The sequence below is a fragment of the Arachidicoccus sp. genome, from assembly GCF_050436765.1.
Classification (GTDB): domain Bacteria; phylum Bacteroidota; class Bacteroidia; order Chitinophagales; family Chitinophagaceae; genus Arachidicoccus.
The window spans coordinates 14,211-41,205 of the sequence record NZ_JBNQGD010000066.1 but is presented as its reverse complement, the minus strand read 5'-3'; the positions used below and the strand labels follow the sequence as shown (position 1 = coordinate 41,205).

32 protein-coding genes are annotated in these 26,995 nt (G+C 36.5%); 7 read left to right on the top strand and 25 right to left on the bottom strand.

Annotation, left to right across the window (positions count from 1 at the left end; translation table 11 throughout):
* Positions 1 to 2 precede the first annotated feature (2 nt).
* Positions 3 to 1,973 carry a hypothetical protein gene (locus tag ACQR30_RS02915; protein WP_429731002.1) on the top strand — a complete coding sequence of 657 codons (1,971 nt, stop codon included), beginning with the start codon at positions 3 to 5 and terminating at the stop codon, positions 1,971 to 1,973.
* Positions 1,974 to 2,120: 147 nt separating this feature from the next.
* Here the strand turns inward: ACQR30_RS02915 and ACQR30_RS02910 are convergent, their stop codons facing one another.
* The 4 genes from ACQR30_RS02910 to ACQR30_RS02895 form a co-directional block, all read right to left on the bottom strand.
* Entirely contained in the window at positions 2,121 to 2,678 is a 558-nt protein-coding gene (locus tag ACQR30_RS02910; protein WP_429730999.1) for a hypothetical protein, read from the bottom strand.
* A 10-nt stretch (positions 2,679 to 2,688) separates the two neighbouring features.
* Positions 2,689 to 4,491, bottom strand: a complete 1,803-nt coding sequence (locus ACQR30_RS02905) for a hypothetical protein (protein WP_429730996.1) — start codon at positions 4,489 to 4,491, stop codon at positions 2,689 to 2,691.
* Between the two features lie 49 nt (positions 4,492 to 4,540).
* Entirely contained in the window at positions 4,541 to 7,582 is a 3,042-nt protein-coding gene (locus ACQR30_RS02900; protein ID WP_429730993.1) for a tetratricopeptide repeat protein, read from the bottom strand.
* Positions 7,583 to 7,772: 190 nt separating this feature from the next.
* Positions 7,773 to 8,000, bottom strand: coding sequence for a helix-turn-helix domain-containing protein (locus ACQR30_RS02895; protein WP_429730990.1), 228 nt, complete (start codon positions 7,998 to 8,000; stop codon positions 7,773 to 7,775).
* A gap of 332 nt (positions 8,001 to 8,332) precedes the next feature.
* Between ACQR30_RS02895 and ACQR30_RS02890 the strand changes: the two genes are divergently transcribed.
* From ACQR30_RS02890 to ACQR30_RS02865, 6 genes are all read left to right on the top strand, one after another.
* Positions 8,333 to 8,509 (top strand): hypothetical protein, encoded by a 177-nt coding sequence (locus ACQR30_RS02890; RefSeq protein ID WP_429730988.1) that lies wholly within the window; start codon positions 8,333 to 8,335, stop codon positions 8,507 to 8,509.
* 94 nt (positions 8,510 to 8,603) lie between these two features.
* Positions 8,604 to 9,362 (top strand): ABC transporter ATP-binding protein, encoded by a 759-nt coding sequence (locus tag ACQR30_RS02885; RefSeq protein ID WP_429730985.1) that lies wholly within the window; start codon positions 8,604 to 8,606, stop codon positions 9,360 to 9,362.
* Positions 9,363 to 9,366: 4 nt separating this feature from the next.
* Positions 9,367 to 10,725 carry a hypothetical protein gene (locus ACQR30_RS02880; protein WP_429730982.1) on the top strand — a complete coding sequence of 453 codons (1,359 nt, stop codon included), beginning with the start codon at positions 9,367 to 9,369 and terminating at the stop codon, positions 10,723 to 10,725.
* Between the two features lie 13 nt (positions 10,726 to 10,738).
* A complete protein-coding gene (locus tag ACQR30_RS02875; protein ID WP_429730980.1) occupies positions 10,739 to 11,383 on the top strand; it encodes a hypothetical protein in 645 nt (214 codons plus the stop codon).
* A gap of 366 nt (positions 11,384 to 11,749) precedes the next feature.
* Positions 11,750 to 12,262, top strand: a complete 513-nt coding sequence (locus tag ACQR30_RS02870) for a peroxiredoxin family protein (RefSeq protein ID WP_429730977.1) — start codon at positions 11,750 to 11,752, stop codon at positions 12,260 to 12,262.
* Positions 12,263 to 12,496: 234 nt separating this feature from the next.
* Positions 12,497 to 14,674: a peptidase domain-containing ABC transporter gene (locus ACQR30_RS02865; RefSeq protein WP_429730974.1), complete on the top strand. Its 2,178-nt coding sequence runs from the start codon at positions 12,497 to 12,499 to the stop codon at positions 14,672 to 14,674.
* On the opposite strand, the gene ACQR30_RS02860 is transcribed toward ACQR30_RS02865, so the two are convergent.
* From ACQR30_RS02860 to rplW, 21 genes are all read right to left on the bottom strand, one after another.
* Positions 14,671 to 15,912 carry an NAD(P)/FAD-dependent oxidoreductase gene (locus ACQR30_RS02860; RefSeq protein ID WP_429730971.1) on the bottom strand — a complete coding sequence of 414 codons (1,242 nt, stop codon included), beginning with the start codon at positions 15,910 to 15,912 and terminating at the stop codon, positions 14,671 to 14,673. The genes ACQR30_RS02865 and ACQR30_RS02860 overlap by 4 nt on opposite strands.
* A 19-nt stretch (positions 15,913 to 15,931) precedes the next feature.
* On the bottom strand, positions 15,932 to 16,741 hold the full coding sequence (gene map / locus ACQR30_RS02855; RefSeq protein ID WP_429730968.1) for a type I methionyl aminopeptidase: 810 nt from the start codon (positions 16,739 to 16,741) through the stop codon (positions 15,932 to 15,934).
* 151 nt (positions 16,742 to 16,892) lie between these two features.
* Positions 16,893 to 18,239 carry a preprotein translocase subunit SecY gene (gene secY / locus ACQR30_RS02850; protein ID WP_429730965.1) on the bottom strand — a complete coding sequence of 449 codons (1,347 nt, stop codon included), beginning with the start codon at positions 18,237 to 18,239 and terminating at the stop codon, positions 16,893 to 16,895.
* A gap of 141 nt (positions 18,240 to 18,380) precedes the next feature.
* Entirely contained in the window at positions 18,381 to 18,830 is a 450-nt protein-coding gene (gene rplO / locus ACQR30_RS02845; RefSeq protein WP_429730962.1) for a 50S ribosomal protein L15, read from the bottom strand.
* A gap of 97 nt (positions 18,831 to 18,927) precedes the next feature.
* Complete coding sequence (gene rpmD, locus ACQR30_RS02840; RefSeq protein WP_429730959.1) at positions 18,928 to 19,107, bottom strand: 50S ribosomal protein L30; 180 nt, start codon at positions 19,105 to 19,107, stop codon at positions 18,928 to 18,930.
* Positions 19,108 to 19,186: 79 nt separating this feature from the next.
* Positions 19,187 to 19,708: a 30S ribosomal protein S5 gene (rpsE, locus tag ACQR30_RS02835; RefSeq protein WP_429730956.1), complete on the bottom strand. Its 522-nt coding sequence runs from the start codon at positions 19,706 to 19,708 to the stop codon at positions 19,187 to 19,189.
* A gap of 33 nt (positions 19,709 to 19,741) precedes the next feature.
* Positions 19,742 to 20,095, bottom strand: a complete 354-nt coding sequence (rplR, locus tag ACQR30_RS02830) for a 50S ribosomal protein L18 (RefSeq protein WP_429730953.1) — start codon at positions 20,093 to 20,095, stop codon at positions 19,742 to 19,744.
* A gap of 97 nt (positions 20,096 to 20,192) precedes the next feature.
* Positions 20,193 to 20,747, bottom strand: coding sequence for a 50S ribosomal protein L6 (rplF, locus tag ACQR30_RS02825; protein WP_429730950.1), 555 nt, complete (start codon positions 20,745 to 20,747; stop codon positions 20,193 to 20,195).
* Between the two features lie 83 nt (positions 20,748 to 20,830).
* The gene (rpsH, locus tag ACQR30_RS02820; protein ID WP_429730946.1) at positions 20,831 to 21,229 is read right to left on the bottom strand and encodes a 30S ribosomal protein S8; all 399 of its coding nucleotides are present in this window, start codon (positions 21,227 to 21,229) and stop codon (positions 20,831 to 20,833) included.
* Between the two features lie 78 nt (positions 21,230 to 21,307).
* On the bottom strand, positions 21,308 to 21,577 hold the full coding sequence (gene rpsN, locus ACQR30_RS02815) for a 30S ribosomal protein S14 (RefSeq protein WP_429730943.1): 270 nt from the start codon (positions 21,575 to 21,577) through the stop codon (positions 21,308 to 21,310).
* An 82-nt stretch (positions 21,578 to 21,659) separates the two neighbouring features.
* The gene (rplE, locus tag ACQR30_RS02810; RefSeq protein WP_429730940.1) at positions 21,660 to 22,235 is read right to left on the bottom strand and encodes a 50S ribosomal protein L5; all 576 of its coding nucleotides are present in this window, start codon (positions 22,233 to 22,235) and stop codon (positions 21,660 to 21,662) included.
* Positions 22,235 to 22,573 carry a 50S ribosomal protein L24 gene (rplX, locus tag ACQR30_RS02805; protein WP_429730937.1) on the bottom strand — a complete coding sequence of 113 codons (339 nt, stop codon included), beginning with the start codon at positions 22,571 to 22,573 and terminating at the stop codon, positions 22,235 to 22,237. Before rplX ends, rplE begins: the two co-directional genes overlap by 1 nt.
* A gap of 64 nt (positions 22,574 to 22,637) precedes the next feature.
* Positions 22,638 to 23,006, bottom strand: coding sequence for a 50S ribosomal protein L14 (rplN, locus tag ACQR30_RS02800; RefSeq protein ID WP_119990145.1), 369 nt, complete (start codon positions 23,004 to 23,006; stop codon positions 22,638 to 22,640).
* 94 nt (positions 23,007 to 23,100) lie between these two features.
* On the bottom strand, positions 23,101 to 23,358 hold the full coding sequence (gene rpsQ / locus ACQR30_RS02795) for a 30S ribosomal protein S17 (protein ID WP_119990147.1): 258 nt from the start codon (positions 23,356 to 23,358) through the stop codon (positions 23,101 to 23,103).
* A 38-nt stretch (positions 23,359 to 23,396) separates the two neighbouring features.
* Positions 23,397 to 23,606, bottom strand: coding sequence for a 50S ribosomal protein L29 (gene rpmC, locus ACQR30_RS02790; protein WP_429730933.1), 210 nt, complete (start codon positions 23,604 to 23,606; stop codon positions 23,397 to 23,399).
* Positions 23,607 to 23,701: 95 nt separating this feature from the next.
* A complete protein-coding gene (gene rplP / locus ACQR30_RS02785) occupies positions 23,702 to 24,115 on the bottom strand; it encodes a 50S ribosomal protein L16 (RefSeq protein WP_429730930.1) in 414 nt (137 codons plus the stop codon).
* 67 nt (positions 24,116 to 24,182) lie between these two features.
* Complete coding sequence (gene rpsC, locus ACQR30_RS02780) at positions 24,183 to 24,968, bottom strand: 30S ribosomal protein S3 (protein WP_429730927.1); 786 nt, start codon at positions 24,966 to 24,968, stop codon at positions 24,183 to 24,185.
* Positions 24,969 to 25,061: 93 nt separating this feature from the next.
* Entirely contained in the window at positions 25,062 to 25,406 is a 345-nt protein-coding gene (gene rplV, locus ACQR30_RS02775; RefSeq protein WP_429730924.1) for a 50S ribosomal protein L22, read from the bottom strand.
* A 51-nt stretch (positions 25,407 to 25,457) separates the two neighbouring features.
* Entirely contained in the window at positions 25,458 to 25,727 is a 270-nt protein-coding gene (gene rpsS / locus ACQR30_RS02770) for a 30S ribosomal protein S19 (RefSeq protein WP_119990156.1), read from the bottom strand.
* Between the two features lie 58 nt (positions 25,728 to 25,785).
* Positions 25,786 to 26,625, bottom strand: a complete 840-nt coding sequence (gene rplB, locus ACQR30_RS02765; protein WP_429730920.1) for a 50S ribosomal protein L2 — start codon at positions 26,623 to 26,625, stop codon at positions 25,786 to 25,788.
* A gap of 55 nt (positions 26,626 to 26,680) precedes the next feature.
* Positions 26,681 to 26,980, bottom strand: coding sequence for a 50S ribosomal protein L23 (rplW, locus tag ACQR30_RS02760; protein WP_429730917.1), 300 nt, complete (start codon positions 26,978 to 26,980; stop codon positions 26,681 to 26,683).
* Positions 26,981 to 26,995: the final 15 nt, after the last annotated feature.

Sequence of the window (26,995 nt, the reverse complement as noted above, 5' to 3'; positions counted from 1 at the left end):
TTTTGATACTCCCTATTTTGCAGCATGCAATTGCTCAAAAAAATGAGGCGCTTCGTTATGAAATCGATGCAAAGCGACGAGGCATAGAGCTTACTGATGATGATGCATTACCGAGAGGTAGAGAGTTCGAGCGTGTTGACAGCACCTATTATGTCGGTTATTTATTAGAAGGCTATTACAAGTATAATCACAGCGCAGATTATTTAGGATATCAGAATGCCATACCGATTTTGCTGAAAGCAAAAAATTTAATGGAAAAAGATTTTAATCCTATGTTGAAGAACATGTTTTCAAATCTTGATTATTTAACAGAGAACTACAATCGCTTTCAGGATTATTATAGTATTTGCAATGCGCTAAAAGAATGTTACGATAATATTGAAATGCCTGATTCTGTAATGTCATTACTCAATCATATTGCTACTTATCATTTTAAAAAAGATTTCTTTGGACTTTACTATCATCGCGCCTGGACTTATCACCGTAACCGCATTTTCACTTCTGCCAAATATCCTTTCTTAAAAAATTCTGTAAGCGCAAACGAAAGAATGGCGTTCAAATATTGTTATGAGGGTTTAGCATTTATCAATCAGAATAAAAAAATAAATGACGAATGGTTTGGCGAAAATCAAGCATTGGCGGACGATTTGCAGATTTATCATTATCTCGCGCTACTACATTGCTACAACAAAAACTACGATAGCAGCTTCTATTACTATAATATTTTAGCCCAATATGGAATGATCTCCTGGAATAATTATGCAGGTTTTCAAACTGAAATTGGCAATTTTGCCAATGCGCAAACTTTTTTTAAACGCGACCTTGGCATTAGTTACGGAGGAGAGAATATTTTAAAAGAACCTTATTATTATTTGCCACAACTCTATATTTATGCGGGTCGCACGGAGGACGCCATAAACCTCAGCAATCGTATTATCCAACAAAATGGTTCGCGCCCGGGATTTGGCTGGTACAACATTGCGCTTAGTCGATCTTACATGTACAACGATCAATTGGATAGTGCAGAAAATGCTTTAAATAAAGCAGCCGATTTTAAAGAACTGCATATTGGTACAACCCTAACGCAGGAACAATATGAATTCACCATCAATCTTTTGCGTGTGAATTTATTGGACAGAAAAATTGATGAATTGAAATTTTTGCATAGCAACTGGTGGTATTCCCCTACCACATTATTTAAAATGGCAAAATTAAAATGGCAAAAATTAATGGCCGAATACAATACCTGTATAGAGTTAGCATATAACCCAGATCGAAGCAGAATGGTGTATGATTTATTTTGTTCGGAATCTACTACTACATTTGATGAAGCATGGTTTTTAATGAAAGATTTTAATCCCAAATTTTTCGCTCAAAAATACCACAATTATCAAACAACAGATAAACGAGCCAACATACAGCGCTATTTCAAATTATTTGAAGCAAAATTTAATTATGAAGATGGTCGCTATAAAACTGCACGGGAGGAATTAGAAAATATTTTATCTAATACAAAACTGGATACTCAGAATGAAAAATTATTCCTGGGCCGCTTGTATGAAGCTGCATCCAGAACATATAAAAAGTTTAAGAACCAATACAGCCGATCATTCTACAACAATTTGCTTTTAGAAACTTATCCGCAGTTAATCCCTTTTTCCAATATAGAAATTTCCATGCGGTTGCAAACAGGTGGCATTGAGGATGCAACAACGGAATACATTACTTCCCAATTAACAAAAACAAATATAAATTGGACGAATAATGGAGTTGTACCGGTAGTATCTATTTATTTCGAAAGAAGAGGCGATAAATATCAGGCAACGATTAATGTAAAAAGCAGTAATAATTTGCAAGTTGTCAATAACAGCAAACTGGTTTTCTCTACGCCGGAAAATGTCGGTAAAGAAATCGCTTTACGCATATTTGGAAAAGGAGGAAATGTTGTCTTTGATGATAGCGATGAGTATTGATTTTCTCAAATTGCCATAGGAGTGACTTTATTATTCCTTTTTTAAAACTTCATATCAACGTGAGCTGATGGATGGTTTCGCGGAATGAATTTCGATTTAAGACAATACAACAATCAAAACAGTTACCCTACTTAGATACCATACCACTTATTTCTGATAAAAATAATAGTAATACATATAGCTGCAACCGGCCAGAAATAACAATATTACCAACACATACACCCACCAATGACTTTTCGATTTTTCTTTGGATAATAATGCACGCATTTCTGTACTGCTTTTTTCTTCTTCTCCAACTCTAACTGCGTGTACGGCGTCGGCATGTACGACACGATCAACTTCTATGGGAAAATAATATTGAAAATAGTCATGAGATTGAAAGTTATAATATCCATTCTCTTTGGCTATAACGCCAATTCCATCAATATTTAAGCGATTAGTGGTTTTAAATTCATCATCAAGATCACGAAGAAAACTCTTCACTATGGCTTCTGACACCTCTAACTCGTGTATAGCATACTGAACAAAAGCAATCTCGGCCATAGCATCATTTTCTTCTTTAAAAAGCAGATTGTATGCTGGGGGGGCAATTTTTTTAGCAACAAAATCATCTGCCGCATTTTTAGTCACAATTGATATACTGCCCACATTAGGGATAGATACTATTTTATTTTGTACTAGGAAATAATGAAGCAGTGCTTTCATTGCAAAATGATTATTTTTTTAGATCTCCAAAATTAAAGATAATACCGCCCAAGACATTAGTTCCCAATACTGGATAGTTAACCCATCGTTGGTATTTATTGTTCAGCAAGTTATTTACTTGCAACCACAAATCCCAATTCTTAACTAAATGCCACTCCGCACCTAGATTCCAGTCAGCTGCCCCTTTCAATCGTTGCTTCTCACTACTTGCATCTATGTATTGAGCGCCATTACCTATTGAAATATCGCTTTTGAGTAATAAGTTTTTCAATATATTCCAATGCAAGGATCCTGTCAACTCAATAGGAACCAGCCCCCAAGGTTGCGCATTATCTTTTAGTCCAGTATAATTATTCATTGTAAGACCAACTAATAAAGAGAAATCTTCCTTCGCATTGTAGCCGAGTTCACCATGAAGGCGAAAATCATTCAATTTCGATTCATTCAAAACCTCAAATTCATGAGATCCAGCTATATTATTTAAAAACAAAGGCATGTTCTTTAGATTAAGGTAGGAAGCTCTCGCATTATAGGTAAAATGATCTCCTGCAGCTCCCTTAAATCCGCCATACGCCTCCACAACACGTGTGTTATAAAAATTACCTGGCACTTCAATCCAAGGATTATAGGAAGCCAAAGAACGATAGGTATTGGCATTATAATAACCTATCCAACCTGCTTGCACTATAAAACGTTCATCACGTAGTTTCGCATCTAATGAAATATTGGGTAGCAAATGAAAACTACTGTTATCGAAAGAAGGTATAACACCCACATTGAACTTAAAGTCTGGACGATTTATTTCTATCGATGGACTCAGATATACTAAGTGATTATTGACTGTCGATGTATCTGCTTTATAACTCGAAATATTTGCTGTAACACCCAATTTCGCATTAAATGTTTTACTAATTTTTTTCTCGAACGGCGCATCAATAACTAAAGTGGACTCATGCTCCCCTCTATTACCCGAAAAAGCATCAATTGAAAGTGTTGGATGATAGTCAAGAGCCGCAGTATTTTTTGTTTTATTGCTTAACCCAATTTTTACACCCACATCCTTATAGCGGCGACGCAAGCTGTCTTTATCATAATGAATACCCGGGATCAGATCCGCATATTCATATTGATTGTTTCGATCAAAATAGGCACGCGCCTCAAATTCATTTTTTTCACCTAAAGCAAATATCCCACTCGCATCGATACCCGTCTTAGAAAATTGCTGCAATGGTAAATTACCCTTCGAAGAAACATGTTTAGCATGCAAAGTAATGGCCGAGTTATATCCATCACCGAAAGAAAATCCACCTTCAAGATATGGCGTAGCGTAATTTCCATAACCAAGTTTCACAAAATCTGCATTTCTCCAAACAGAAGAAGTATCTATGTTTGCAGCCAATGGACGCAAGTAAGCCGGCTGATAAGTAAAAGATAAATTCTGCGCAGGCACATTATAATTTAAAGGAATCTTTTCGGGTGAGGGTAATGCCGTAGTCGAACTAAAATTAATTTTAGAAGCGTCCCGCAAACTCGGTGTAAATGCCGACGTCACCGTAAAGTTTCTATTGGTAATAGCAGCTGGAATTGCTGTCGTATCACTCTTTTGCGCGGAAGTTTTAGCCGCAACAGATGTATGCCTTTTAACAACACTATGCTTCTTAGCCGGATGTTTAATTTTATGCCTTGTACGGCGGTTGCTTTGTGCTTGCAAACTACTAATACCTAGCAATATGGTCAATATCAACGCCACTAATCTCAAGCCTCGCAGCTTACATAGATTCTTCAAAGACACTTGATTGAATTTATTTTTCATGCAAATTTTGCTTAAAATATTATACACTTTTGTTATTGTTTCCGTGGGCTCAATTATTTATTTTACTCTTCTTTTCTTTTAGAGATAATACCGTATCCAGCTTTTGCTGTGCTTCAACTTTTAAACTATCATTTGTCGCATTATCTACTACACTTTTCAACGTCGCTTCAGCATTAAATAAGTCTTTCTCCTTTAAATAAATATCACCCAGCAAGATGTAAGACTTAGTAATCCATAAGTCATAGGAACCTGCTTTATTTATCACGTCAAAAGCGGCACTTTCTGCCGATTTATATTGCGCATCATTATACAATATTTCAGCTACACGATATCTGGCTTCAGCGGCAAATTCAGATTTGCCAATAGCATAGACCTTTTTAAAATCTGCCATTGCTTCTTCATTGTTACCGCTCGCTTGCAGATTTTTTGCGATAATAATATTGGACATTTGCTGGTCATCAGCAGCAATACCTTTTTGTTGCAACAATTCCTTCGCATTCGCATCGGCATCCGCCCATTGCTGCAATTTATACTGGCAACGTAACAATCCACGCATACTTTCCAATTTATTGTCTGAAGAAGTCGCAATATTTTTTAATTGTTTATAATATTGTTCAGCGTTCGTAAAATCGTCTAACTGGAAATAATTGATTCGAGCAGCTTGCAACGTAGATTTCTCGGCAAATATATTAGGCGCTTTTGCTGCAACTGCTTCATAATACTTTAAAGCGTTTGGATAATCTTTTTGTTGATTATATAATTCCGCGAGATAAAAATTCGCATCAATACTATTTTTCCCTTGAGGAAATTCAGTCAAATAACTTTCAAAGCTTTTTTGAGCGCCTGCAAAATCTTCGCTGCCGTATTGACGAAACGCAGTTATATAGCTTAGAGAGTCTTGCTCCGAATAACTAACCGTTTTACCATTTTTTTGCATAAATGTCACATATTCGTCAGGTTTATTTTGATTTACAAAAATATTTCTGACATATGCCAACGCTTGATCGCTTTGCTCTGAATTGGGGTAGGTCGAAATGAGCTTTTGAAAACTGTTCAGCGATGCTTCGTCGTTATTCATATTAAAATATGCAACCCCCAAATTCAAATACGCGTCAGGTTTCAAGGCATTATCATTGGAGTTAATTACCTTTTGTAAAGGATCAATTGCATTTGAAAAGTTTTCACTAGCCATATATGCACCGGCCATCTGCAAGTTGGCTTCAACGGCCAGGGAAGAGTTTTTGTACTTTTGGTCAAAAGCTTGTAAATAAGCCACCTTATCAGCAACTCTTCCATATGCACCCGCGATAATAGCCTTTTGGTAGTAAGCATAATCGGCAGAAGGTAATTCTTTCTGAATAATATCATCATAAATTTGAGATGCCTGCTGATAATTCTTTTGCATAAAATAGCAATCCGCTTCACGCAAGTAAGCATCTTTTTGCACATCATTTGACGACGCATCAGCGCTTATTGCGATATGTCTAAACGCATCAAGTGCTTTTCCGTAGTTGTTTGTACGCATATATGCATACCCCAAAGTATAATATGCATCCATGGCATTCACGTCTCCATAAGTTTGAGGATCCTGTAAATAAAAATCCAGCGCACTTATAGCTTCTTGATAACTTTGTTGACGATAAGCAATTTCTCCTTTCCAAAAATAAGCCGGCTGTATCTCTTGTTGATTATAGGGCAAATTGAAAATATTATTTATCATTTCTGCGGCCTGTGACATACTTTGATCATTCACCAACTCTACAGCACGTCCGTATAGAATGCGCGGATAAGCACGTTGAACCAACTCACTGCGGGCACCAATTTCACTTATAATCTTTAAAGCATCTTTGTAATTATTAGTGTTTGATAAAACTGCAACCAATAACTCTTTCGCTTCAGAATTGTAAGCAGAAGAAGGATACTCAGCAATAAATTTTTTTAATCCGTTAAGCGCCACATCTTGATATCCTAATTCGTAGGAAAGTTTCGCGTAATTAAAAGAAGAAATTTCTTTCTGCGAAGAATTGCTACTATTAAGAGAACAAAACAAAAACGCATTTCTTGCATTCCCTTTTTGGTCAGTACGCAAATAAGCATCCGCTAAAAGATACATACTGTTCTGCGCCAGAGAATCTTCTCTTCCACCTAGTTCTTTAAAACCGTTAATGGCCTTATTCCATTGTTTCGCAGCGTAATAACAATAAGACAATTCGTATAAATCTTCACGCTTTACTTTGGCGCTTTTACTAATGTAATCTTCAAGATAAGGTAACGCTTTGTCATACTCTTTCTCCTCAAACAAAATATGACCTACTAATTGTTTCAAATTGGTTTCATAATATTGACCACCTGCATCCAACGCATGTTGTGCATAAGAAAGAGCTCCGTCTTTATTGCCTTTGAAGTACTCAATTTCCGCAATATAATAAGGAACGATTTTATTGTAATAACTATTAGGCTCGGCAATTTTCAACGCACTTAATGCTTCATCATAGTTTTTTTTATAAAATTCTATGAAGCCGTAATAATAATTGGCGTCTATATAATTAGGATTGGAAGGGATTTGACGAATCGAATTGAACAATGGCTCAGCCTTGTCAAAGCGTTGTAAAGTAAAATAGCTGTATCCCTGATGAAAATTGAGTTGTGCGGCTTCACTATTTTTAAGATTTGCTGTTCCTGCTTTCTCATAATAAGCCAACGCCTCCGTAAATTTTTCTTTTCTAAAATAATATTCACCCAATTGATAAGCCAGCATTTGGATTAACGGCGTACTGTGTTCATAACGAATAAACTCTATAGCTTCATTTTCAACAGAAGCCTGATTAAGCATTAGTCCACAAGATAAAGTATAAAATTCCGCCTCCACATTTTGTGTAGTCGGCACATTACTTTTAGCATAAGGATGGCTATAATTTAAAGTTTTAAAAATTGGATAAGCCAGGCTATATTGACCTTTCAAATACATTTCTTTAGCAAGCTTATATTCGTTATCGGGATCATTATTGGCTTTGGTAGCTTGTGCAAACAGTTGCGTTGCCAACATGGTAAAACATACTGAAACACCCCATACTTTTATTAATCGGTTCATGCACGAAAATTTACTTCGAAAGTTAAACAAATACTTTGCCTTTAGTGGAAATAAAAAACTAAAATTCGTATAAAGTTAGGGTATACTTTTCTTAAGCAGGCTGTGGTAGTGGAATTGTGCAGAAGATGGGAGAATGGCAGTAGTTTATCCACATCTGTTTTGATGAGAATTATAAAACAAACCTCGCTGTTTATAAAAATGGCATTATTAGTTGCGCTGCATCATATATTGATATATTCGATGCCTCTCTATAGGCTGCAACTATGACAAGGGTAACAGGCAACAACCCATTTTCTATTTTGGAAACAGTAGCACGGTTCACGTTCAGTTTGGCGGCAACAATTTCCTGTTTGATATTCTTTTCTATGCGCAAGGCCTGCAAAGCAGCGCCCGCTTTTTCTCTTAAGGTATAGCTCATAAGTGTTGCATTTTACAATAAAATTTATTGACCTATCGTTTGCACAAATTACATAACTATTATTGCATATTCAAATTTCTTTAAGAAAATTTCGCAACAAAACAATGTGCCTGTGAGGCACATAAAAGTTGCGTGAAAATTTGGAACACATAATATTTACATAAATATTTGCAGAGCACTATTGAAATATGCCAGCGGCCTGCAACCGCGAGCGTTTTATCTTAAGTACGTCTGCCTCATAGCTAAGGACAGAAAACAAAAGAAGTACAGTGTTGATGTAGCTACCAACAAGTACAGGAATAAACATTTTTTAAACAACAAAATTTTACAAAATGAAAACTTTAAATTTGGAACAAATGGAAATGGTGGAAGGCGGAAGCTGGCTTAGTGGATTAGTTTGCGCTCTAGGTGTGGTTGCCGTAGTAAGTGGTCAAGAAGAAATTGCCATACAATATGCCAGTCAATTTGCCGGGGCATGTATCTCAACGGTAAATGATGCCCTTGATTAACAAAAAATCTAATTGTAAAGAGTACATCTCTTTACAATTAGATTTCTAAATAGATTTTATCCACCTGTTCTTAAATAACAAGGAAGATTACTATATGATGAGGGTATACATAAAAGAATTAAGCAAAGCATACAGAGAAAATATCGTATTAAACAACCTTAATCTTACAATTGAAAATAATACAACTTATTGCCTACTCGGCAAGAATGGTGCGGGCAAAAGTACGCTGCTCAATATTATTGTTAATATTATAGAACCGTCTAAAGGTGCTGTAAATATTGATGGTTTGAATTATCAAGAGAATGAATTAGCCATTAAAAAACAAATGGGCATCCAAAGTGAGTTTGACCAAATTGTTGGCGAACTGGATGCGGTTGACTATCTATATTGGATAGGTTTGCTCTACGATATGGATAAGGTGGAACTGCTGCAAAGAATAGAAAAAATCTTGGAATATTTTTTTGAGGATGAAGACGATCTGCTGAAATTGACCAAAAACTTTTCGAGCGGTATGCGCAAAAAATTATCCATCTGCGCGGCAGTTTTGCACAGACCCAATCTGCTGATTCTGGATGAACCCTTCGCCAATCTCGACCCGGTGGCTTCCAAGAAATTATGCAGTTTTATCAATGCGTATAAAGCTCCGGAACGGGTGATTATCGTATCATCGCACGATTTGTTGTACGTAGATAAAATTGCTACACATATTGGCGTTCTGCACAATCAAGAATTGATTTTTAATGGCTCGCTCACCGATTTTAAAGAGAACGGGACAGCCTCCATTGATGGCGAATTGCTGAAATATTTACAGCCCGAAAACCAAGATCATTCTTTGTTAAACGCAATTGTATAGACTTATGAAAATTATTTTATTTCTGCTCAAAAGAAAGCTCCAATCTTACTTTCACGTAAACAACTGGAAGAGTATTTTGGGTAATGCTTTTTATACTTTATTGTTATTGGTCTATGCATTTTTCGCAGGTTTTATGTACAATGCTACTAAATCAGATAAGGCCGCATTGCTGCTAAACAGCGTTTTTTTTTCGTTGCTTTTAATACCCATTATTTATAAGTTCTTTCCTTCCTTTTCTTTAAAAAAAGTGATGGTTGCTCCGCAATATCCATTGAGTAAAATCCAAAAAACAACCATTGATTTAATTGCTTTTTCATTGAATAGGACTATCTATTTTATCCTGTTATTTTTTGTATTTATTTTTTATTTTTCAGCACAAAGTCTTCCCGCTATCGAACTTTTTAAATTACTGCTGTACTGGTTGGCAGGAATGTTATTTGCCGAAAATTTTATCAATGCGCTTTCCTGGCAAAAATATATACAGTTGTTCTTGCTGTTCATTTTGTTTGGATTGTGCTACGCCAACAATAATCTTTATTGGTTGCGCATCAACCCTATTGTTTTTTTTGCTGCGGTAAATATAAGTTTATTTTTCACCTATTATTTCTTTTATCAAGACAAAGAAATTGCTATACCCAAACGGAGAAAAGTACAGAAGAATATTAAAAGAAGTTATTGGAGAATAATATGGAAATTACTGATTAGAAATAGAGTTTTTATACTTTACCTTTTAATAGGGAGTATCATTCAGTTTTTATTTCCTGCTTTAGTTTTAGCATCTCCCAAAATTAGATTAAAAATTCATTCTCTCGAATATCTATTTAAGGCTCTGCCATTTTTTTCTGCATTTTTTCTTCCAACTATTCTGTTTACATATATATATAATAATCTTTGGGGTTATTATTCAGACTTACAAATTAATCAATTAATTATTAAATCTAAATTAATAGATTCAATTAAAGTATATATATCATTGCTTATTATTCCCTTGTTATTAAATTTTATAATAATTAATGTTTTTCTACTTTTCTTTCATCTATTGACTATAAAAATTGAGATCTTATTTCTTATATCCTGTTTTTTGTTTGCCCCGATAGGTGTTATAAGTGCATACACACAATATTTTATAGTTGAAAAAAATTATAGTTTTGGGAAACTTGGAAGAAGAACTTCTCTTGCTTACATATTGTTGTTATTTCTACTCTGTACAATACTCGGAGCTTTTTACTCAACCCAATATTACATCGCAACAATAATAGGTGCTTTACTTTGTAGTGGCGTGTTACTTATTGTTGTTCTGAAAAACGAAAAATACTTCGTCAATAAATTAAAAGAGAAAATGTTGAATAAACGGTCATTTTAATATCCCAATCTTTATGAATAAAGAATTATACAATTTCAAATTTTGGCATTTACTCCTATTGATCATATTGTTATACGCAGGCACTACTTATGTAACCAATACTTTTATGTTTACCAATAGTTTTTACTATACTACTTTATCCGATAAGCTAGCTATAGACCGTATAACAGAATTAATTTTCTTACAACACAAGTACCAACTTTGGGGCTATTTGTTTTCTCCCATACTGTTATTGCTCAAACTTTGGATTATTGCAGGAGTAGTTTTTATAGGCCTCTATCTTTTTAACCAAGAAGTTAGCTACAAAAACTGTTTAAAAATAGTGGTCATTGCCGAGCTGGTTTCAGTGGTGGCAATGTTGGTAAGAGTGGCATGGCTGCTTATATATAAGCCTGCTAACGTTGCAGACATGCAGTATTTCAGTCCATTGTCCATCACGCAATTATTCAATGCAAATACATTACCCAAATATCTTTTTTATCCTATACAATTGTTCAATGTGTTTGAGGTCGCTTATTGGTTGGTGTTGGCTTATGGTATTATGGCTTTTACCAATTTTAAATTTGGCAAAAGCCTGAAAACGGTGGCTTCCAGCTACGGAGTGGCTTTGCTAATATGGTCCGTAATTATCGTATTTATTCAATTGCAATTGAGTTAATTGTCTGAACGGGGTTTTATATTAGTAATGAGAGTTGAGAAGCATGCTTTATGCCGGGTTGCTTAAGGGGCGCGAGCGAAGTAATTTTTTTATTTTTCTTTTCTCTTGATAGAAAAGAAACAAAAGATCGAGGCTGCAGAAAAAAAAATAAAAATGATTGGCTCAACGGAAAATTTATAAACTCGGTGCTATGCACATCAAACAGTATAAATTTTCTTCGTATTGCCGCATCACTTTCTTAACGCCTTTTTTCTGATGTCGGATACCGACATTTGCGTTTTTTTCATCATGGGGAGAATAAGATCGAAGCGCATCTGAATGGAACAGCCGGGCGGACAATCCAAAAAAATTAATCAACCTCTTTGTATGAAAAAATTTTCGAAAATATGTATTGCAGTCATTGTATTGTTGCTTCTGAGTTATTTTGTTTACAAAATTGTACACAAAATTCAGTTCAAAGAACAAGTTGCAGAGAATACCGCAACCATTCCTCAGTTTAATTTTCAAACGGTGTCGCATAAAGGATTTAGTAAACAAAATATAGCCGATACACTGGGCAGGGTTATCCTTCAACTGTTCAGCCCCGACTGCGAACATTGCCAGTATATGGCACAAAGTATTGTAAAAAATAAAACGCGGTTGCAAGGCGCGGAAATACTCATGGTTACGCCTTTCGGCGACAGTAGTTCGGTAGCACAGTTTGCAAAAACTTACGGTTTGGATTCACTCAGCAATGTACATTTGTTGTTAGATACCAAAGACGAATTTTACAATATATTCGGTTCTTCTTTAGTGCCTTCGTTTTATGTGTATAAAAATAATCGGTTGGTCAAAAGCATCAAAGGTGAAACGAGGATAGATAATTTATTAGCGGATTGATGTGTCTTGGTGGAGATCGCCGGTTCACCGTAATGACGAAAAAATACTACGTCATTACAAGGAGAAACGACGGAAGTAATCTCAAAATATATAAGAATAAGATTGCCACGTCGTCGTACCTCCTCCTCCTCGCAATGACGACCGAAAGTCTCCGTATTCCCGTCTATTTGTTATCAAATTTGTAAAGATTGCCGCCTTCGCGGCAATGACAACAAAAAATTCTAGATCATTACAATGAACGAAAAACAATTGAGAAAAATAATGGTGCAGCAGCAAGGCGAAAGTGATTGCGGTGTTGCTTGTCTGCAAAGCATTATTCAATACTACGGTGGTTATGTGTCCTTAGAAAAGTTGCGCGAATGGAGTGGCACCAAAACCACAGGTACAACTTTATTGGGTATATACCAAGCGGCTATGGCTACCGGCTTTGATGCGCAAGGCTGCGAGGCAGATATGGCGGCACTATTGGCGCATCCGTCTCCGTTGATATTGCACGTATTAATAGAAGAAAAATTGGAGCATTACATTGTTTGTTTTGGTACAACGCTTCAAAATAATGAATTGAAATTTATCATCGGCGATCCTGCCAAAGGCATTGTATATTTGTCGCAACAGCAAGTGGAGAAAATATGGCAATCAAAAACCTGCCTTACTTTGGAAACCAATGCGCATTTTCTTCCCAACAGAACCATTAGTAAAAAGAAAAGAGAATGGTTTAAAAAGCTTATAAAAGAAGATAAACCCATACTCGCTATTGCGGTAGGCTTAGGCATAGCCATTGCCCTATTGGGTGTAACCATGGCTATTTTTTCACAAAGGCTGATAGATGATGTATTGCCTAAAAAAGCATTTACCAAACTGTATTTGGGTTGTGCTTTGGTTTTTATCATCTTATTAATCAAAGAAGGATTAAGTTATTTAAGACGCTATTTTCTACTGCGGCAAAACAAAGATTTCAACAACCGCATTATCGATAAATTTTACAGCCGCTTGTTGCAATTGCCCAAAGCGTTTTTTGATACCAGAAAAATAGGCGAGTTTACGGCAAGGCTCAATGATACGGCGCGTATTCAAAAAGTAATCAGCCAGTTAATTGGAGGTACGGTAATTAATGCACTTGTTACCATTATTACCATAATATTTTTATTTGCCTATTCCCGGCAGGTTGGTCTGTTTTGCGTAATTGTATTGCCTTTTTATTTTTTATTGATTTACAAATTCAACAAACCTATTGTAGTGGGACAACGTGCTATTATGAGTAGTTACGCTATGAGCGAATCCAATTACATCTCTACCTTACAAGGAATAAGCGCCATAAAAAATCACAACAAGCAGCCATTATTTGAACATACCAATAAAACCATCTATGGAAATTATCAGGGAAATATTTATCAATTGGGCGGCATACAAATACAGCTTTCTTTTATAGCCAATGCTTTTGGCGTACTTTTTTTGATTTGCATTGTTTTGTATTGCGGCTATCGTGTGATGATGGGCGGAATGAAAGCCGGAGAATTAATGGCGGTATTGGGCATGGCATCTACTCTTTTGCCAAGTGTAGCCAATCTTGCATTGGTAAGCATTCCACTCAATGAAGCAAAGATTGCATTCGACCGTATGTTTGAATTTACCGGTGTAGAACCGGAGAAAGATAAAGGAATGGAGATTGTAAATTTTAATCAACTCCGTCTCGAAAATATTTCTTTTCGTTTCCCAGGTCGTTCGCCGCTTTTAAAGAATATTTCTTTTGAAATACGCAAAGGCGAAATGATTGCGCTAATGGGCGAAAACGGGAGTGGCAAAAGCACAATCGGCGAAATTATTGCCAGAAATTATCTGCCAGAAAGTGGAAAAATATTGATAAACGAAAAAGAAGATTTAAATAATATTTCTATCGAATCTTGGCGAAAAATAATAAGTGTAGTGCCACAAAATATTCATATTTTCAATGCTTCTGTTTTGGAAAACATTGCCTTTGACGATGTACAAAATCACCCAGAAAAAGTGGTGGCTTTCTTACAAAATTATGGGTTTGCAGAATGGATAGAAACTTTACCACAATCCTACTCAACCATTGTGGGTGAAGAAGGCATTAATCTTTCGGGCGGGCAAAAACAATTGATAGGCATCGCGCGAGCATTGTACCACCAACCGCAATTACTCATCTTAGACGAGGCCAATGCTGCATTGGACAGAAATGCGGAAAAATTTTTATTGAAATTATTGGTACGGTTAAAAGCAGAAATGGCTATCATTTTTATCACTCACCGTTTACATGTTTTAAAAACAATTTGCGACAAAATTTTTGTAATTGACAAAGGGCTTATTACTGTTTCGGGTAATCACAAGGAATTGTTGCAATCAGAAAATCTGTATAGCCTTTACTGGAAAGATTTAGTAGGAAATGGTTAATCGGCTTTGATTACAATATTTTTGGCCGCGACCCATCCACTCGCCCATGCGTGTTGAAAATTAAAACCACCCGTAATACCATCCACATCTAGAATTTCTCCGGCGAAGAAGAGATTTTCGTGCAATTTACTTTGCATCGTTTGGGCATCTATTTCATTAAGTGCAATGCCACCGCAGGTTACAAACTCTTCTTTAAAAGTAGTTTTACCATGCACTTCATATTCATCGGCAATTAAAATTTGTATCAATTTATTTTGTTGTTTGGAAGGCAATTTCGACCAAAACATTTCAAGTGGGATTTCGGCTTTCTCTAAAAAATATTGCCATAACCTTTTGGGTAATTCAAAAGGGTTTTTATCATTCATTTTCTGTGCAGCATGTTTATTTCTTATGAAATTCCATTCTTCCCGCAAAGTATGTTCTTTAAAATCGGGTAACCAATTGACGTGTATTTTATAATGATAATTTTGTTCTGCTAAAGTTCTTGCACCCCAAGCCGATAAACGCAAAACCACCGGCCCACTCATTCCCCAATGCGTTATCATCAATGGACCTTCTTCGTTTAATTTTGTACCCAATACTTTTACCTGCGCGCGCTGTACACTGACGCCCATTAAAGATGTAACAGAATTACCCGGAATATTAAAAGTAAAAAGCGACGGAACCGGCGGGTCTATTTTGTGTTGCAAATTTTGGAGCCAGTCAAACTGTTGTAGCTTAGGAAAGCCACCACAAGCCACACAAATAAAGTCGGCTTGCAATTTCTCCATTCCTAAATCGACGATCCATTTATTTTCGTCTTTGAAAATCTTTTGAACAGAACTGTAGAGGCGAAGATGCACTTTATATTTTGTTGCTTCCTGTAACAAGCAATCAATAATACTTTGAGAAGAATTAGTAACAGGGAACATTCTTCCATCAGCTTCGGTCTTTAACGCGATACCCCGCCTTTCAAACCATTCGACAGTATCTTTCGGTGTAAATTGAAATAATTCTTTTTTGAGAAAATTCTTTCCGCGCGGATATTTTTTAATCAATTCGTTTACATCAAAACAATGATGGGTTACATTACAGCGCCCACCACCACTCACCTTCACCTTGGCCAAAACCTTAGATGATTTCTCAAGAATAATAACTTTCAATTTGGGTGCAAGTCGTGCAGCATTCACCGCACAGAAAAATCCAGCTGCCCCCCCACCGATTACAATTAAAGTTTTCTCCTCATTAAAATGTTGCAATGTTTATAAGTTGAAAATGTTACAACGTTTCGTACGAAGTATTCAAATTGGCATTTGTTTTTTCGGCAGCTTCAATAATGGAGAAATCCGAAAGAACCAGCGCCTTGTTTCTCTTCACACATACATTATGCTCAAAGTGTACAGACGGCTTTCCATCCCTGGTTTTTATTGTCCAACCATCTTTTTCCGTATAAACATTTCTTTTGCCTAAATTAATCATTGGTTCGATTGCAATAGTTAGATTCTCTTTCAATTGCATACCTGTACCGCGCCTGCCATAATTAGGCACATTTGGCTCTTCGTGCATCGTCTTTCCCAGACCATGACCGACTAATTCACGCACTACACCATAACCATGTTTTCCTTCTGTATGCTCTTGAATAGCAAATGCGATGTCGCCAACTCTGCAACCGACAATTGCTTTTTCAATTCCCTTATATAAAGATTCCTTAGTCACTTTTACCAATTGCAAATTTTCTTTAGTTGATTCTCCGAGTACAAAGGTATAAGCATGCTCTCCTACGTACCCATTTTTGGTAATCCCTAAATCAAGCGAAACAATGTCCCCATCTTTTAGTTCCGTTTTATTAGGAAAACCATGTACGACAACTTCGTTTACTGACGCACAAATATTATGCGGATAGCCATGATAATCATAAAAAGTAGGAATCCCCCCCTCATCTAAAATCATCTCTTTACACATTTGATCTATTTGTAACGTAGTCATACCGGGCTTTAATATCTTTGCCATCTCCGCCAAAATGCGACTGATAGTCGTCGCATTTTGACGCATAATTTCTATTTCGTCGTTGGTCTTTAAAAAAATCATATTTTGAAAAGTATAGTTTAAATTATGTAGAAGATTATTATTTTCGGCATCAAAGGTAATTCAAAGAATTAAAGCAAAGGTATAACACCCATAAAAAACCCCGTTGAATTTGATAATTTCAACAGGGTTTTAATTCGTTTTAGAAAGAATACTATATCCCAGACTTCACTTTACTACGTCCGTGAACACGAGCACCACCACTCATTAGCCCATCATATTGACGCATTAAAAGGTGGGTTTCAATTTGTTGCAAAGTGTCTAGAATTACCGCCACCATAATCAACAAAGAAGTTCCTCCAAAGAAATAACTAAAGCTTTGTTGTACACCAAGCATTTGCGCAAATCCGGGTAAAATACCCGCAATCGCCAAGGCAACGGCCCCAGGAAAAGTAATTCGATCCATTATTGAGCCAATATAATCTGCTGTAGGTTTACCGGGCTGAACACCTGGGATGAAGCCATTGTTTCTTTTTAAATCTTCACTCATTTCCTTAGGATTAAAGATCAGCGCAGTATATAAAAAGGTAAATGCAACAGTCATGCCGCCATATATAATCATATACCAAGCATTCGTCTGGTCACCAAAGATTCTCGTTATTGTGCCACCCTTATCGAGGCTGGTGAATGAAACCAAAGTAGGTAAGAACATAATTGCCTGAGCAAAGATGATAGGCATTACGCCGGCAGCATTTACTTTCAAAGGCAAAAATTGTCGAGCTCCACCAACCTGTTTATTCCCTACCAGCTGTTTAGCATAAATCACAGGAACCTTCCGCACACCTTCTACCAACATTACCAAGGCCATATTAATGAAGATATAGAAAGCTATTTCAATTAAGAAGATCAACAATCCACCACCCCCTTTAACCTGTTTAGATTGAAATTCTTGGATAAGGGATTCAGGTAGACGAGATAAGATTCCAATCATAATGATGATAGAAATACCGTTACCTAAACCTTTGTCCTGAATTTTTTCACCTAGCCACATCACAAACAAGGATCCAGATGTCAATACAAATAAGGTGGATACAAAGAAATAAGGTTGATAAGAAGGAATCAATGCAACAGCATAGGCGGGACTATTGAGCAAAGAAATATAAGCTACTGCCTGAAAAGCAGTAACCAACACAGTTAGATAGCGAGTCCACTGATTAATTTTAGTTTGACCACTTTTACCTTCTTTCTGGATTTTCTGTAATTGAGGGACCAAAACCGTCATCAATTGCATAAAGATAGATGCAGAGATATACGGCATTACCCCTAATGCCAAAATACCAGCCTGCGAGAAAGCACCACCGGCAAAGGCATCAAACATACCTAATAACCCGTTATTTTGTGTTTGTTGTGCCGCAGCTTGAATTTTATTGGGATCAATACCAGGCAAAACTACGTGTGCGCCAAATCGGAATATAAAGATTAATAAAAGAGTGAAAACTATTTTTTCACGTAACTCATCAATATTCCAAATATTTTTAATGGTCTGAATAAATTTTTTCATTCCCTTCGCGTAATTATATGTTTAGTTCTAAATACTTTTCCTTAATACATTATTGACAATAATTTTCAACAGGGCAAAAGGCAGTGCAATTTAAGGCAAAAGGACGCATCTTGTGGATGCGTCCGGAATATATTTTTAAAATTAATTTAAAACTTCCACCGTACCGCCAGCCGATTCAATGACTGCTTTGGCTTTGGCGCTAACTGCGTGTACTTTAAAATTTAATTTTGTTGCTAGCTCTCCGTTACCCAAGATCTTTACTTTATCAGTTCTGGAAACCAGGCCGTTGACGTATAGACTCTCTAAAGAAAATTCCTTCAATTCATATTTTTCAACTAACAACTCAATTTGAGCTAAGTTAAACACTTTAAAAGTAATGTGGTTTGGATTTTTGAAACCACGCTTAGGGACTCTACGTTGAATAGGCATTTGACCACCTTCGTGCGCCAATTTCAATTGGTAACCGGCACGGCTTTGTTGACCTTTATTACCTTTTGTAGAAGTGCCACCTTTACCTGATGCTTCACCACGTCCAATACGTTTCTGTTTGTGTACCGCGCCTTCTGCAGGCTTCAAATTATGTAATTTCATCTTTTTGATTTTTAGACTCAACGGGGAATCGCCCCTCGCTATATTTTAAATTAAGGTCAGCAAAAATAACCGTTTATTTTTACTATCAAAGAAATAGTTAAACAGTTTCCACTTTTACAAGATGGCTTACTTTTTTAACCATGCCTTCTATTTGTAGGGTAGCTTCTACTTCTTTTGACGCATTTAGCTTATTCAATCCCAAAGCCTTCAAAGTTAGTTTCTGACGTTCAGGCCTATCAATTGAACTCTTAATTTGTGTTACTTTAATTTTTGCCATTTTATTATGAGTTGAAAGTTGAAAGTTAAAAGTTGAAAATCTCTCCAAAAAGTTCCATCTTTTAGCTTTTAACTAGATTTTATCCATTAAATACCTTGCTAAGCTTTATGTTTCTTTGTTTAGCAACTCCAATTGGTTCGCGTAACATAGTCAATGCTTTCACGGTAGCTTTTACCACGTTTTGTGGATTTGCAGAACCTAAGTTTTTAGATAAAACATCAGTTATACCCGCACTCTCCAAAACAGCACGCATGCTGCCTCCGGCGATTACACCAGTACCTTGTGCAGCTGGTTTAATTAATACTTTTGCAGCGCCTTCTTTGGCAAACTGTTCGTGAGGTATTGTACCGTGACGAATTGGAACTTTTACTAAGTTCTTCTTCGCGTCTTCAATACCTTTAACGATAGCTTCCTGAACTTCTTTAGCTTTCCCTAGACCTTGACCCACCAATCCGCTACCATTGCCTACTACAACTAAAGCAGAGAAACTGAATGTACGTCCGCCTTTAGTAGTCTTCACTACACGATTGATAGAAACCACTTTTTCTTTCAGTTCAGCATCAGCTGTAGGTTTTACCCTTTGTATGTTTGAATTAGACATTTAAATCTATTTACTTTTTCTATAAAAATTAAATTAAAATTGCAAGCCAGCTTCTCTTGCACCTTCAGCCGCAGCTTTCACACGACCATGATACAAACTTCCACCGCGATCGAATACAACTTCTTTTACGCCTAAATCAAGCGCCTTACGGCCAATTGCCGATCCGGCTAATTTCGACTTTTCAGTTTTAGTACCTGCTTGCGCAACTATATCTTTATCTCTGGTAGAGGCAGATGTAATAGTCACACTATCATCATCATTAATCAATTGAAGATATAATTCGTTATTGCTGCGAAATACCGACAAACGTGGTTTTGCTGCAGTACCAGCCACCTTCTTACGAATGCGGTAACGTATTTTCTGTTTTTTTTGTAACGTATTGCTCATTGCTTTTTTATTTTATTTTCCGATGCTGCCGGAAAATGTTATAGCGAATTTATTTTGTAAGTAACCAATTAGTAATAAAAGTTTACTAGTAATGATATTATTTACCGGCTGCTTTACCTGCTTTACGGCGAACAACTTCACCAACATATCTAACCCCTTTCCCTTTGTACGGTTCTGGTTTACGTAGACTACGCAGTTTTGCTGCTACCTGCCCCAACAATTGTTTGTCGTGGCTTTCTAAAAGAATCAGCGGATTCTTACCTTTTACAGTTTCAGTAGAAACTTTCAATTCTTTGGGAACATCAAATATAATGTTGTGTGAATAACCTAAAGCCAAATCTAACACATTACCTTGGTTCGATGCTTTATAACCAACCCCAACTAGTTCCAAATCTTTTTTAAACCCTTCAGAAACACCTTTTACCAAATTAGAAATAATTGAACGGTATAAACCATGCAACGCCTTGTGACGAATTTGCTCAGTAGGACGACTTATGTTTATGACAGAGCCATTCACTTCCACTTTTATATCGCGATCTACTGCTTGCTTTAGTTCACCTTTAGCTCCTTTTACAGTTACGATATTATCTTTCCCAACACTAACAGTTACTCCTGCAGGTATATTTATGGGTTGATTGCCAATACGAGACATACAATAAAATTTAAATATGAAGTAAATGTTTTAAACCGGTCAGCCGTGTATGTGCGGCTTAATGTATTTAAAACCAATTTTTATTAATAAATGTGGCAAAGAACTTCTCCACCTACATTTTCCGCTCTTGCCTGTTTGTCCGTCATCACACCTTTTGACGTGCTGATGATCGCTACACCCAAACCATTGATTACTCTTTTGAAGTCAGCAGGTTTTGAGTATTGACGTAATCCTGGACGACTAATACGTTCCAGAGATTGAATAGCCGGAAGCTTAGTTGTCGGATCGTATTTCAACGCGATCTTAATAATGCCTTGTTTATTGTCGTCCTCAAATTTATATTTTAAGATATAACCTTGAGCGTACAATATTTCAGTCATACGTTTTTTCAAATTTGAAGCAGGAATTTCTACAATTCTATGACCTGCCATCTGAGCATTACGAACCCTGGTCAAAAAGTCTGCTATAGGATCTGTTACCATTTGTATCTAAATTAATACGGTTGTAAAATTGATTAATGTTGCTGTCGTCAATAATTATTAATAACGGCTAAACTATTATTACCAGCTTGCTTTTTTAACACCTGGTATCTTGCCATCAAGAGCCATATCTCTAAAGATTACTCTAGATAAACCAAAGTATCTGATATAGCCTCTCGGACGACCTGTAAGCTGACAACGGTTTTTCAGACGCACAGGTGAAGCATTTCTAGGAAGCTTATCCAATGCCGCATAATCCCCGGCTTCCTTCAAAGCTGCACGTTTTACCGCATATTTTTCCACCATTGCCTCGCGCTTTCTCTGTCTGGCTTTAATTGATTCTTTTGCCATAATTTTTAATTTGACTATTTGATAATCTGACAATTTGATATTGAAATTGAAGAATATATCTTCAAATTTCCAAATTGCTTAATTAATTGTTTTCTTTTTTAATATTTTTGAAAGGCAATCCAAGCTCTTTCAATAATTCATAAGCTTCATCATTCGAATTAGCTGAAGTCACGAAAGTGATGTCGAGACCAGTAATTTTATTTACTTTATCAATATCGATTTCAGGGAAAATGATTTGTTCGGTAACACCCAAAGTGTAATTTCCACGGCCATCGAAAGCTTTATCGCTAATGCCTTTGAAATCACGTACACGTGGTAAAGACACGGAAATCAGCCTATCTAAAAACTCATACATTTTTTCTCCACGCAAAGTTACACGCGCACCTATCGGCATGCCTTTACGCAATTTAAAATTGGAGATATCTTTCTTAGAAAAAGTCGTGACCGCTTTTTGCCCAGAAATCATAGTAAGTTCATCAACCGCAATTTCAACCAATTTCTTATCAGAAACTGCACCATTTACACCGCGGTTTAAACAAATCTTTTCCAATTTAGGCGCCTGCATAGGCGTTGTATATGCAAACTTCTTAATTAAAGTAGGGACTACTTCTTTCGTATATTTTTCTGCCAATCTTGGCGAATATTTTTGTGTGCTCATTATTTAATTGCCTCCCCGGATTTTTTTGAAATACGAATTAGTTTACCATTTTCACGAGTGCGCTTAATTTTCGCAGGCCCGCCGACTTTAGCATCCCATAATTGCACATTACTAATGTGTATAGGTGCTTCTACTTTTATAATACCACCTTTGGTATTCGTAGCCGATGGTTTCGTGTGTTTAGTTACAATGTTTGCACCTTCAACTACTACGCGACCTTTATCGGTAATTACTTGCAATATCGTACGAGGTTTCTTAAGATCTTTATCATCACCAGCAATGATGACAACTTTATCGCCTTTTTTGATATTGTATTTGGGTTTAAATCTATTAATCATATTTGTATGCTTAATGCTCAAAGCTTGTCGCTTAAAGCTTAAATAATATTTTTTCCTTTATAGCTTAAAGAACTTCGGGCGCCAAAGAAATAATTTTCATATGTCCTTTGTCTCTTAACTCACGAGCGACTGGCCCGAAAATACGTGTGCCCCTTGGCTCATCGGCATTGTTTAATAACACAACAGCATTATCATCAAAACGAATATAAGAACCATCTTTACGACGCAATTTATTAGTTGTCCGTACAATTACTGCTTTAGAAACGGTACCTTTTTTGATATTACCGGCAGGTATCGCATCCTTAACGGTAACAACTATTTTATCACCGATTTTTGCATAATCTTGTCCAGAGTTGCCAAGTACACGAATACAAAGTACTTCTTTTGCTCCACTGTTATCAGCTACACGTAGCCTACTTTCTTGCTGAATCATTTTATTTAGCTTTTAGCTTCGATTAATAATTAAATATTAATCTAATTCAATTTTATTTTTCAAATAGGAATTTCCTAAGTAAATAAGCTATCGCTTATTTAGCTTTTTCTACTATTTCCACTAAACGCCAGCGTTTAGTTTTACTCAATGGGCGAGTTTCCATAATCTTCACGATATCGCCAATAGCCGCCTCATTCTTTTCATCGTGTGCGTGAAACTTGGTAGTTTTCTTCACAAACTTACCGTACATAGGGTGTTTTACCTTTCTTTCAACAGCCACAGTGATAGTCTTAGTCATCTTGTTACTGCTTACAATCCCTACTCTTGATTTACGCAAATTTCTTTCGGTCATTTTACTTAATTTTTAATTGCTTTTGAAGCAATATTTATTTACGCTAATTCTCTTTTTTTTAATTCAGTTTTAATGCGCGCGATATCTTTTCTAAAAAGACGAATGCTCATAGGATTTTCCAAAGGAGAAATAGCATGGGCAAACTTCATTTTTTTCAAACGAAGCTCATCTTCTTGAACGCGTGCCTTCAAGTCTTCAACAGACATTGAATTGAGGCTTTTATTAAATGCTACTATTTTATTAGGCATTATGAATGAATTTTATTAATTGATAAATTCTACTGTTTGGAACAAAGTGTGCAAAGGTACAAATATTTCAAACATTTATTACTGAAGCTCACATATTATAAATCTCTGCGAGATACAAACTTTGTTGCAATAGGTAATTTAGCTGCGGCCAATTTCATCGCATTCTGAGCTACTTCTGCTGTTACACCATCACATTCAAAAATAATGCGCCCTGGCTCTACAACAGCAGCCCAATATTCAGGGTTACCTTTACCTTTACCCATACGTACTTCCGCAGGCTTTTTAGTAATTGGTTTATCTGGAAATATTCTAATCCAAACATTACCTTCACGTTTCATTGCACGAGTCATTGCTTGACGTGCAGCTTCAATTTGACGGTTATTCAACCAAATGGGTTCTACCGCTTTTAAGGCAAAAGATCCAAATGATATAGTTGTACCTCTTTTCGCTACATTTCTGATGCGTCCTTTCTGTGCCTTCCTGTGTTTTGCTCTTTTTGGCTGTAACATAATAAGCCTATTTTAACCTTTAATCGGTTCGTTATAAATTTTATTACTTTTTAAGATGCAAAGAAACTTAGTTTCTTCTATCTCTTCTATCGCCAGCGCCATGTGCTGGTCTGCCACCCCTTCTGTCACCACGATCTCTATCACCACCAGCGCGATGATCTCCACTTGGTCTTCTATCTTTTGAGTCACCACCAGTCAAAGCATTTGGATTCAAATCTCTCTTACCTAAAACTTCTCCTTTACAAACCCAAATTTTCAAGCCAATTTTACCATAAACAGTCTGTGCGAACACGCTCGCATAGTCGATATCCATACGGAAAGTATGCAAAGGAACGCGACCTTGTTTAAATTCTTCAGAACGAGCAATTTCAGCACCATTTAAACGGCCACTCGCTTTAATTTTAATACCTTCCGCACCCATACGAAGCGCTGAAGCTACTGCCATCTTAATAGCACGTTTGAAATTGATACGATTTTCGATTTGGCGCGCAATAGTGTCACCAATAATTGCTGCATCTATTTCCGGACGGCGAATTTCCAGGATGTTTATTTGAACATCTTCCTTCTTCGTCAATTTCTTCAATTCTTCTTTGATACGATCAACTTCTCCACCGCCTTTACCAATGATAATACCCGGTTTTGAAGTATGAATGGTAACAATCAACTTACCTAAAGTACGTTCGATTACAATTCTAGCGATACCGCCTTTATTGATACGTGCTGTAAGATAAGTACGAATCTTATTGTCTTCAATCAAACGATTGGCGTAATCTTTTTTACTGCCATACCAATTGCTGTCCCATCCACGGATGATTCCTAATCTGTTACCAATAGGATTTGCTTTTTGACCCATATTGTTGATTTGAAATTTGAAAGTTTGATACTATCTATCTTTCAGTTTTTATTTATTTAAATTGGTAATGATTGTTCATTACTCTATTCCTAATTAAGCCTTTTGATCTACAATGATTGTAACGTGATTACTACGCTTACGAATCTTATGTCCACGTCCTTGCGGAGCTGGACGCATCCTTTTGATTGAACGGCCTCCGTCAACAAAAATGGTCTTTACAACTAAGTTGGCATCTGCCGCACTTTGCCCATCATTCTTTTGTTCCCAGTTGGCAATGGCGCTTCTCAACAATTTAGCCAAAGGCTTTGCATTGTGCTGAGGATGAAATTCTAAGATAGAGATGGATTTCTCAACATCTAATCCACGAATCACATCAGCCAACAAACGCATCTTGCGCGGTCCTGTAGGATAATTTTTTAATTTAGCTACTGCTTCCATTTTCTTATATTTATGTGTTGATTTATTTTACTATCAACACAAATTTTACAATTATTTTTTGCTACCTGAGTGACCTCTAAAGTTTCTTGTCGGGGCAAATTCACCTAATTTGTGACCAACCATAAACTCAGTTACATATACAGGAATAAATTTGTTCCCGTTGTGAACTGCAAATGTTTGTCCTACAAAATCCGGTGTAATAGTAGAACGACGACTCCAAGTTTTTACAACTGCTTTTTTTGCTTTTCCTTCGGTGATGGCTAAAACCTTTTCTTCAAGTTTTGCATCTACATAAGGACCTTTTTTAATTGAACGACCCATAGTTTATATTAAGTTTGTTTATTTGTTTCGTTATCTACGAAACCATTTTAACAATAGATTACTTGTTAGACAATTTCTTACCGTTGCTTCTTTGGATGATTAATTTATCAGAGCCCTTTTTCTTACGGGTAATTTCGCCTTTCGCGTATTTACCAGTACGAGAACGTGGATGTCCACCAGAAGCACGACCTTCACCACCACCCATCGGGTGATCTACTGGATTCATTGCCACACCTCTCGTGCGTGGGCGAATACCTCTCCAACGATTAGCACCAGCTTTACCAACACTTTCCAAGTTGTGATCGCTATTGGAAACAACACCAACAGTCGCATAACCATCAATCAATACTTTTCTCAACTCGCCAGAAGGCATTTTTAAGATGGCGTATTTTTCTTCCTTATTGCTCAATTGAGCCGAAGTGCCAGCGCTGCGGGCCATCTTAGCACCTTGTTTAGGCTGCAATTCAATATTATGAATTGTAGTACCCAAAGGCATGTTACGCATTTTCAATGCATTACCCAACTCAGGTGCAACAGCGTCTCCAGACATTACAGCAGCGCCTACTTGCAAACCCTGGGGAGCAATGATATATCTCTTTTCGCCATCAGTATATTGCAACAAGGCAATAAATGCTGTACGATTTGGATCATATTCAATAGAAACAACTTTAGCCTCTATGTTTACTTTATCTCTTTTGAAATCGATAATACGGTAATGTTTCCTGTGTCCACCACCTTTGTAACGCATTACCTGACGGCCCTGAAAGTTACGTCCTGCTTTGCTATGTTTCTTTTCTAACAAACTCTTCTCGGGTTCGTTAGTCGTAATTTCCGCGTATGCATTTCCAATTTTCCAGCGAGTACCCGCGGTCATTGGTTTATATTTTTTTAATGCCATTTTATTTTTGTTTGTGCGAAATTCTCAGCTTCGCTTACTATAAATTAATAATTTACTAAATGCTGGCGTACAAATCGATTGAATCGCCTTCAGCAACAGTTACATAAGCTTTTTTATAAGCAGGTTTTTGACCTTTAATATAGCCGGCTTTTGTAAAGCGCGTTTTATTTTTTGCAGGAACAACAACGGTGTGTACTTCTTTTACGGTTACACCATAAAAAGCTTCTACTGCATCTTTTATTTCCAACTTGTTAGCCCTACGGCTTACGCGAAAAGTGAATTTATTCAATTTCTCACTTTGTGCATTTGCCTTTTCGGTAAGTATGGGTTTCACTAAAACTTCACTAAGTTTCATCTGTAATAATTTTTA

Excerpts from the sequence above, each read along its gene's own strand:
- rpsH (WP_429730946.1), bottom strand. The coding sequence starts at position 21,229 with ATGGTAACAGATCCTATAGCAGACTTTTTGACCAGGGTTCGTAATGCT.
- ACQR30_RS02880 (WP_429730982.1), top strand. The coding sequence starts at position 9,367 with ATGAAAATTATTTTATTTCTGCTCAAAAGAAAGCTCCAATCTTACTTT.
- rpsS (WP_119990156.1), bottom strand. The coding sequence starts at position 25,727 with ATGGGTCGTTCAATTAAAAAAGGTCCTTATGTAGATGCAAAACTTGAA.
- ACQR30_RS02875 (WP_429730980.1), top strand. The coding sequence starts at position 10,739 with ATGAATAAAGAATTATACAATTTCAAATTTTGGCATTTACTCCTATTG.
- ACQR30_RS02865 (WP_429730974.1), top strand. The coding sequence starts at position 12,497 with ATGAACGAAAAACAATTGAGAAAAATAATGGTGCAGCAGCAAGGCGAA.
- rplW (WP_429730917.1), bottom strand. The coding sequence starts at position 26,980 with ATGAAACTTAGTGAAGTTTTAGTGAAACCCATACTTACCGAAAAGGCA.
- rpsC (WP_429730927.1), bottom strand. The coding sequence starts at position 24,968 with ATGGGTCAAAAAGCAAATCCTATTGGTAACAGATTAGGAATCATCCGT.
- rpmD (WP_429730959.1), bottom strand. The coding sequence starts at position 19,107 with ATGGCAAAAATTAAAGTAACACAAATTAAGAGTTCAATTGATAGGCCT.
- rpsE (WP_429730956.1), bottom strand. The coding sequence starts at position 19,708 with ATGTCTAATTCAAACATACAAAGGGTAAAACCTACAGCTGATGCTGAA.
- ACQR30_RS02885 (WP_429730985.1), top strand. The coding sequence starts at position 8,604 with ATGATGAGGGTATACATAAAAGAATTAAGCAAAGCATACAGAGAAAAT.
- rplB (WP_429730920.1), bottom strand. The coding sequence starts at position 26,625 with ATGGCATTAAAAAAATATAAACCAATGACCGCGGGTACTCGCTGGAAA.
- rplP (WP_429730930.1), bottom strand. The coding sequence starts at position 24,115 with ATGTTACAGCCAAAAAGAGCAAAACACAGGAAGGCACAGAAAGGACGC.
- rplR (WP_429730953.1), bottom strand. The coding sequence starts at position 20,095 with ATGAGCAATACGTTACAAAAAAAACAGAAAATACGTTACCGCATTCGT.
- rplF (WP_429730950.1), bottom strand. The coding sequence starts at position 20,747 with ATGTCTCGTATTGGCAATCAACCCATAAATATACCTGCAGGAGTAACT.
- rplE (WP_429730940.1), bottom strand. The coding sequence starts at position 22,235 with ATGAGCACACAAAAATATTCGCCAAGATTGGCAGAAAAATATACGAAA.
- ACQR30_RS02900 (WP_429730993.1), bottom strand. The coding sequence starts at position 7,582 with ATGAACCGATTAATAAAAGTATGGGGTGTTTCAGTATGTTTTACCATG.
- ACQR30_RS02910 (WP_429730999.1), bottom strand. The coding sequence starts at position 2,678 with ATGAAAGCACTGCTTCATTATTTCCTAGTACAAAATAAAATAGTATCT.
- rpmC (WP_429730933.1), bottom strand. The coding sequence starts at position 23,606 with ATGCCTAATAAAATAGTAGCATTTAATAAAAGCCTCAATTCAATGTCT.
- secY (WP_429730965.1), bottom strand. The coding sequence starts at position 18,239 with ATGAAAAAATTTATTCAGACCATTAAAAATATTTGGAATATTGATGAG.
- map (WP_429730968.1), bottom strand. The coding sequence starts at position 16,741 with ATGATTTTTTTAAAGACCAACGACGAAATAGAAATTATGCGTCAAAAT.
- ACQR30_RS02895 (WP_429730990.1), bottom strand. The coding sequence starts at position 8,000 with ATGAGCTATACCTTAAGAGAAAAAGCGGGCGCTGCTTTGCAGGCCTTG.
- ACQR30_RS02905 (WP_429730996.1), bottom strand. The coding sequence starts at position 4,491 with ATGAAAAATAAATTCAATCAAGTGTCTTTGAAGAATCTATGTAAGCTG.
- ACQR30_RS02870 (WP_429730977.1), top strand. The coding sequence starts at position 11,750 with ATGAAAAAATTTTCGAAAATATGTATTGCAGTCATTGTATTGTTGCTT.
- rpsN (WP_429730943.1), bottom strand. The coding sequence starts at position 21,577 with ATGGCAAAAGAATCAATTAAAGCCAGACAGAGAAAGCGCGAGGCAATG.
- rplO (WP_429730962.1), bottom strand. The coding sequence starts at position 18,830 with ATGAAATTACATAATTTGAAGCCTGCAGAAGGCGCGGTACACAAACAG.
- ACQR30_RS02890 (WP_429730988.1), top strand. The coding sequence starts at position 8,333 with ATGAAAACTTTAAATTTGGAACAAATGGAAATGGTGGAAGGCGGAAGC.
- rplV (WP_429730924.1), bottom strand. The coding sequence starts at position 25,406 with ATGGAAGCAGTAGCTAAATTAAAAAATTATCCTACAGGACCGCGCAAG.
- rpsQ (WP_119990147.1), bottom strand. The coding sequence starts at position 23,358 with ATGACCGAAAGAAATTTGCGTAAATCAAGAGTAGGGATTGTAAGCAGT.
- rplX (WP_429730937.1), bottom strand. The coding sequence starts at position 22,573 with ATGATTAATAGATTTAAACCCAAATACAATATCAAAAAAGGCGATAAA.
- rplN (WP_119990145.1), bottom strand. The coding sequence starts at position 23,006 with ATGATTCAGCAAGAAAGTAGGCTACGTGTAGCTGATAACAGTGGAGCA.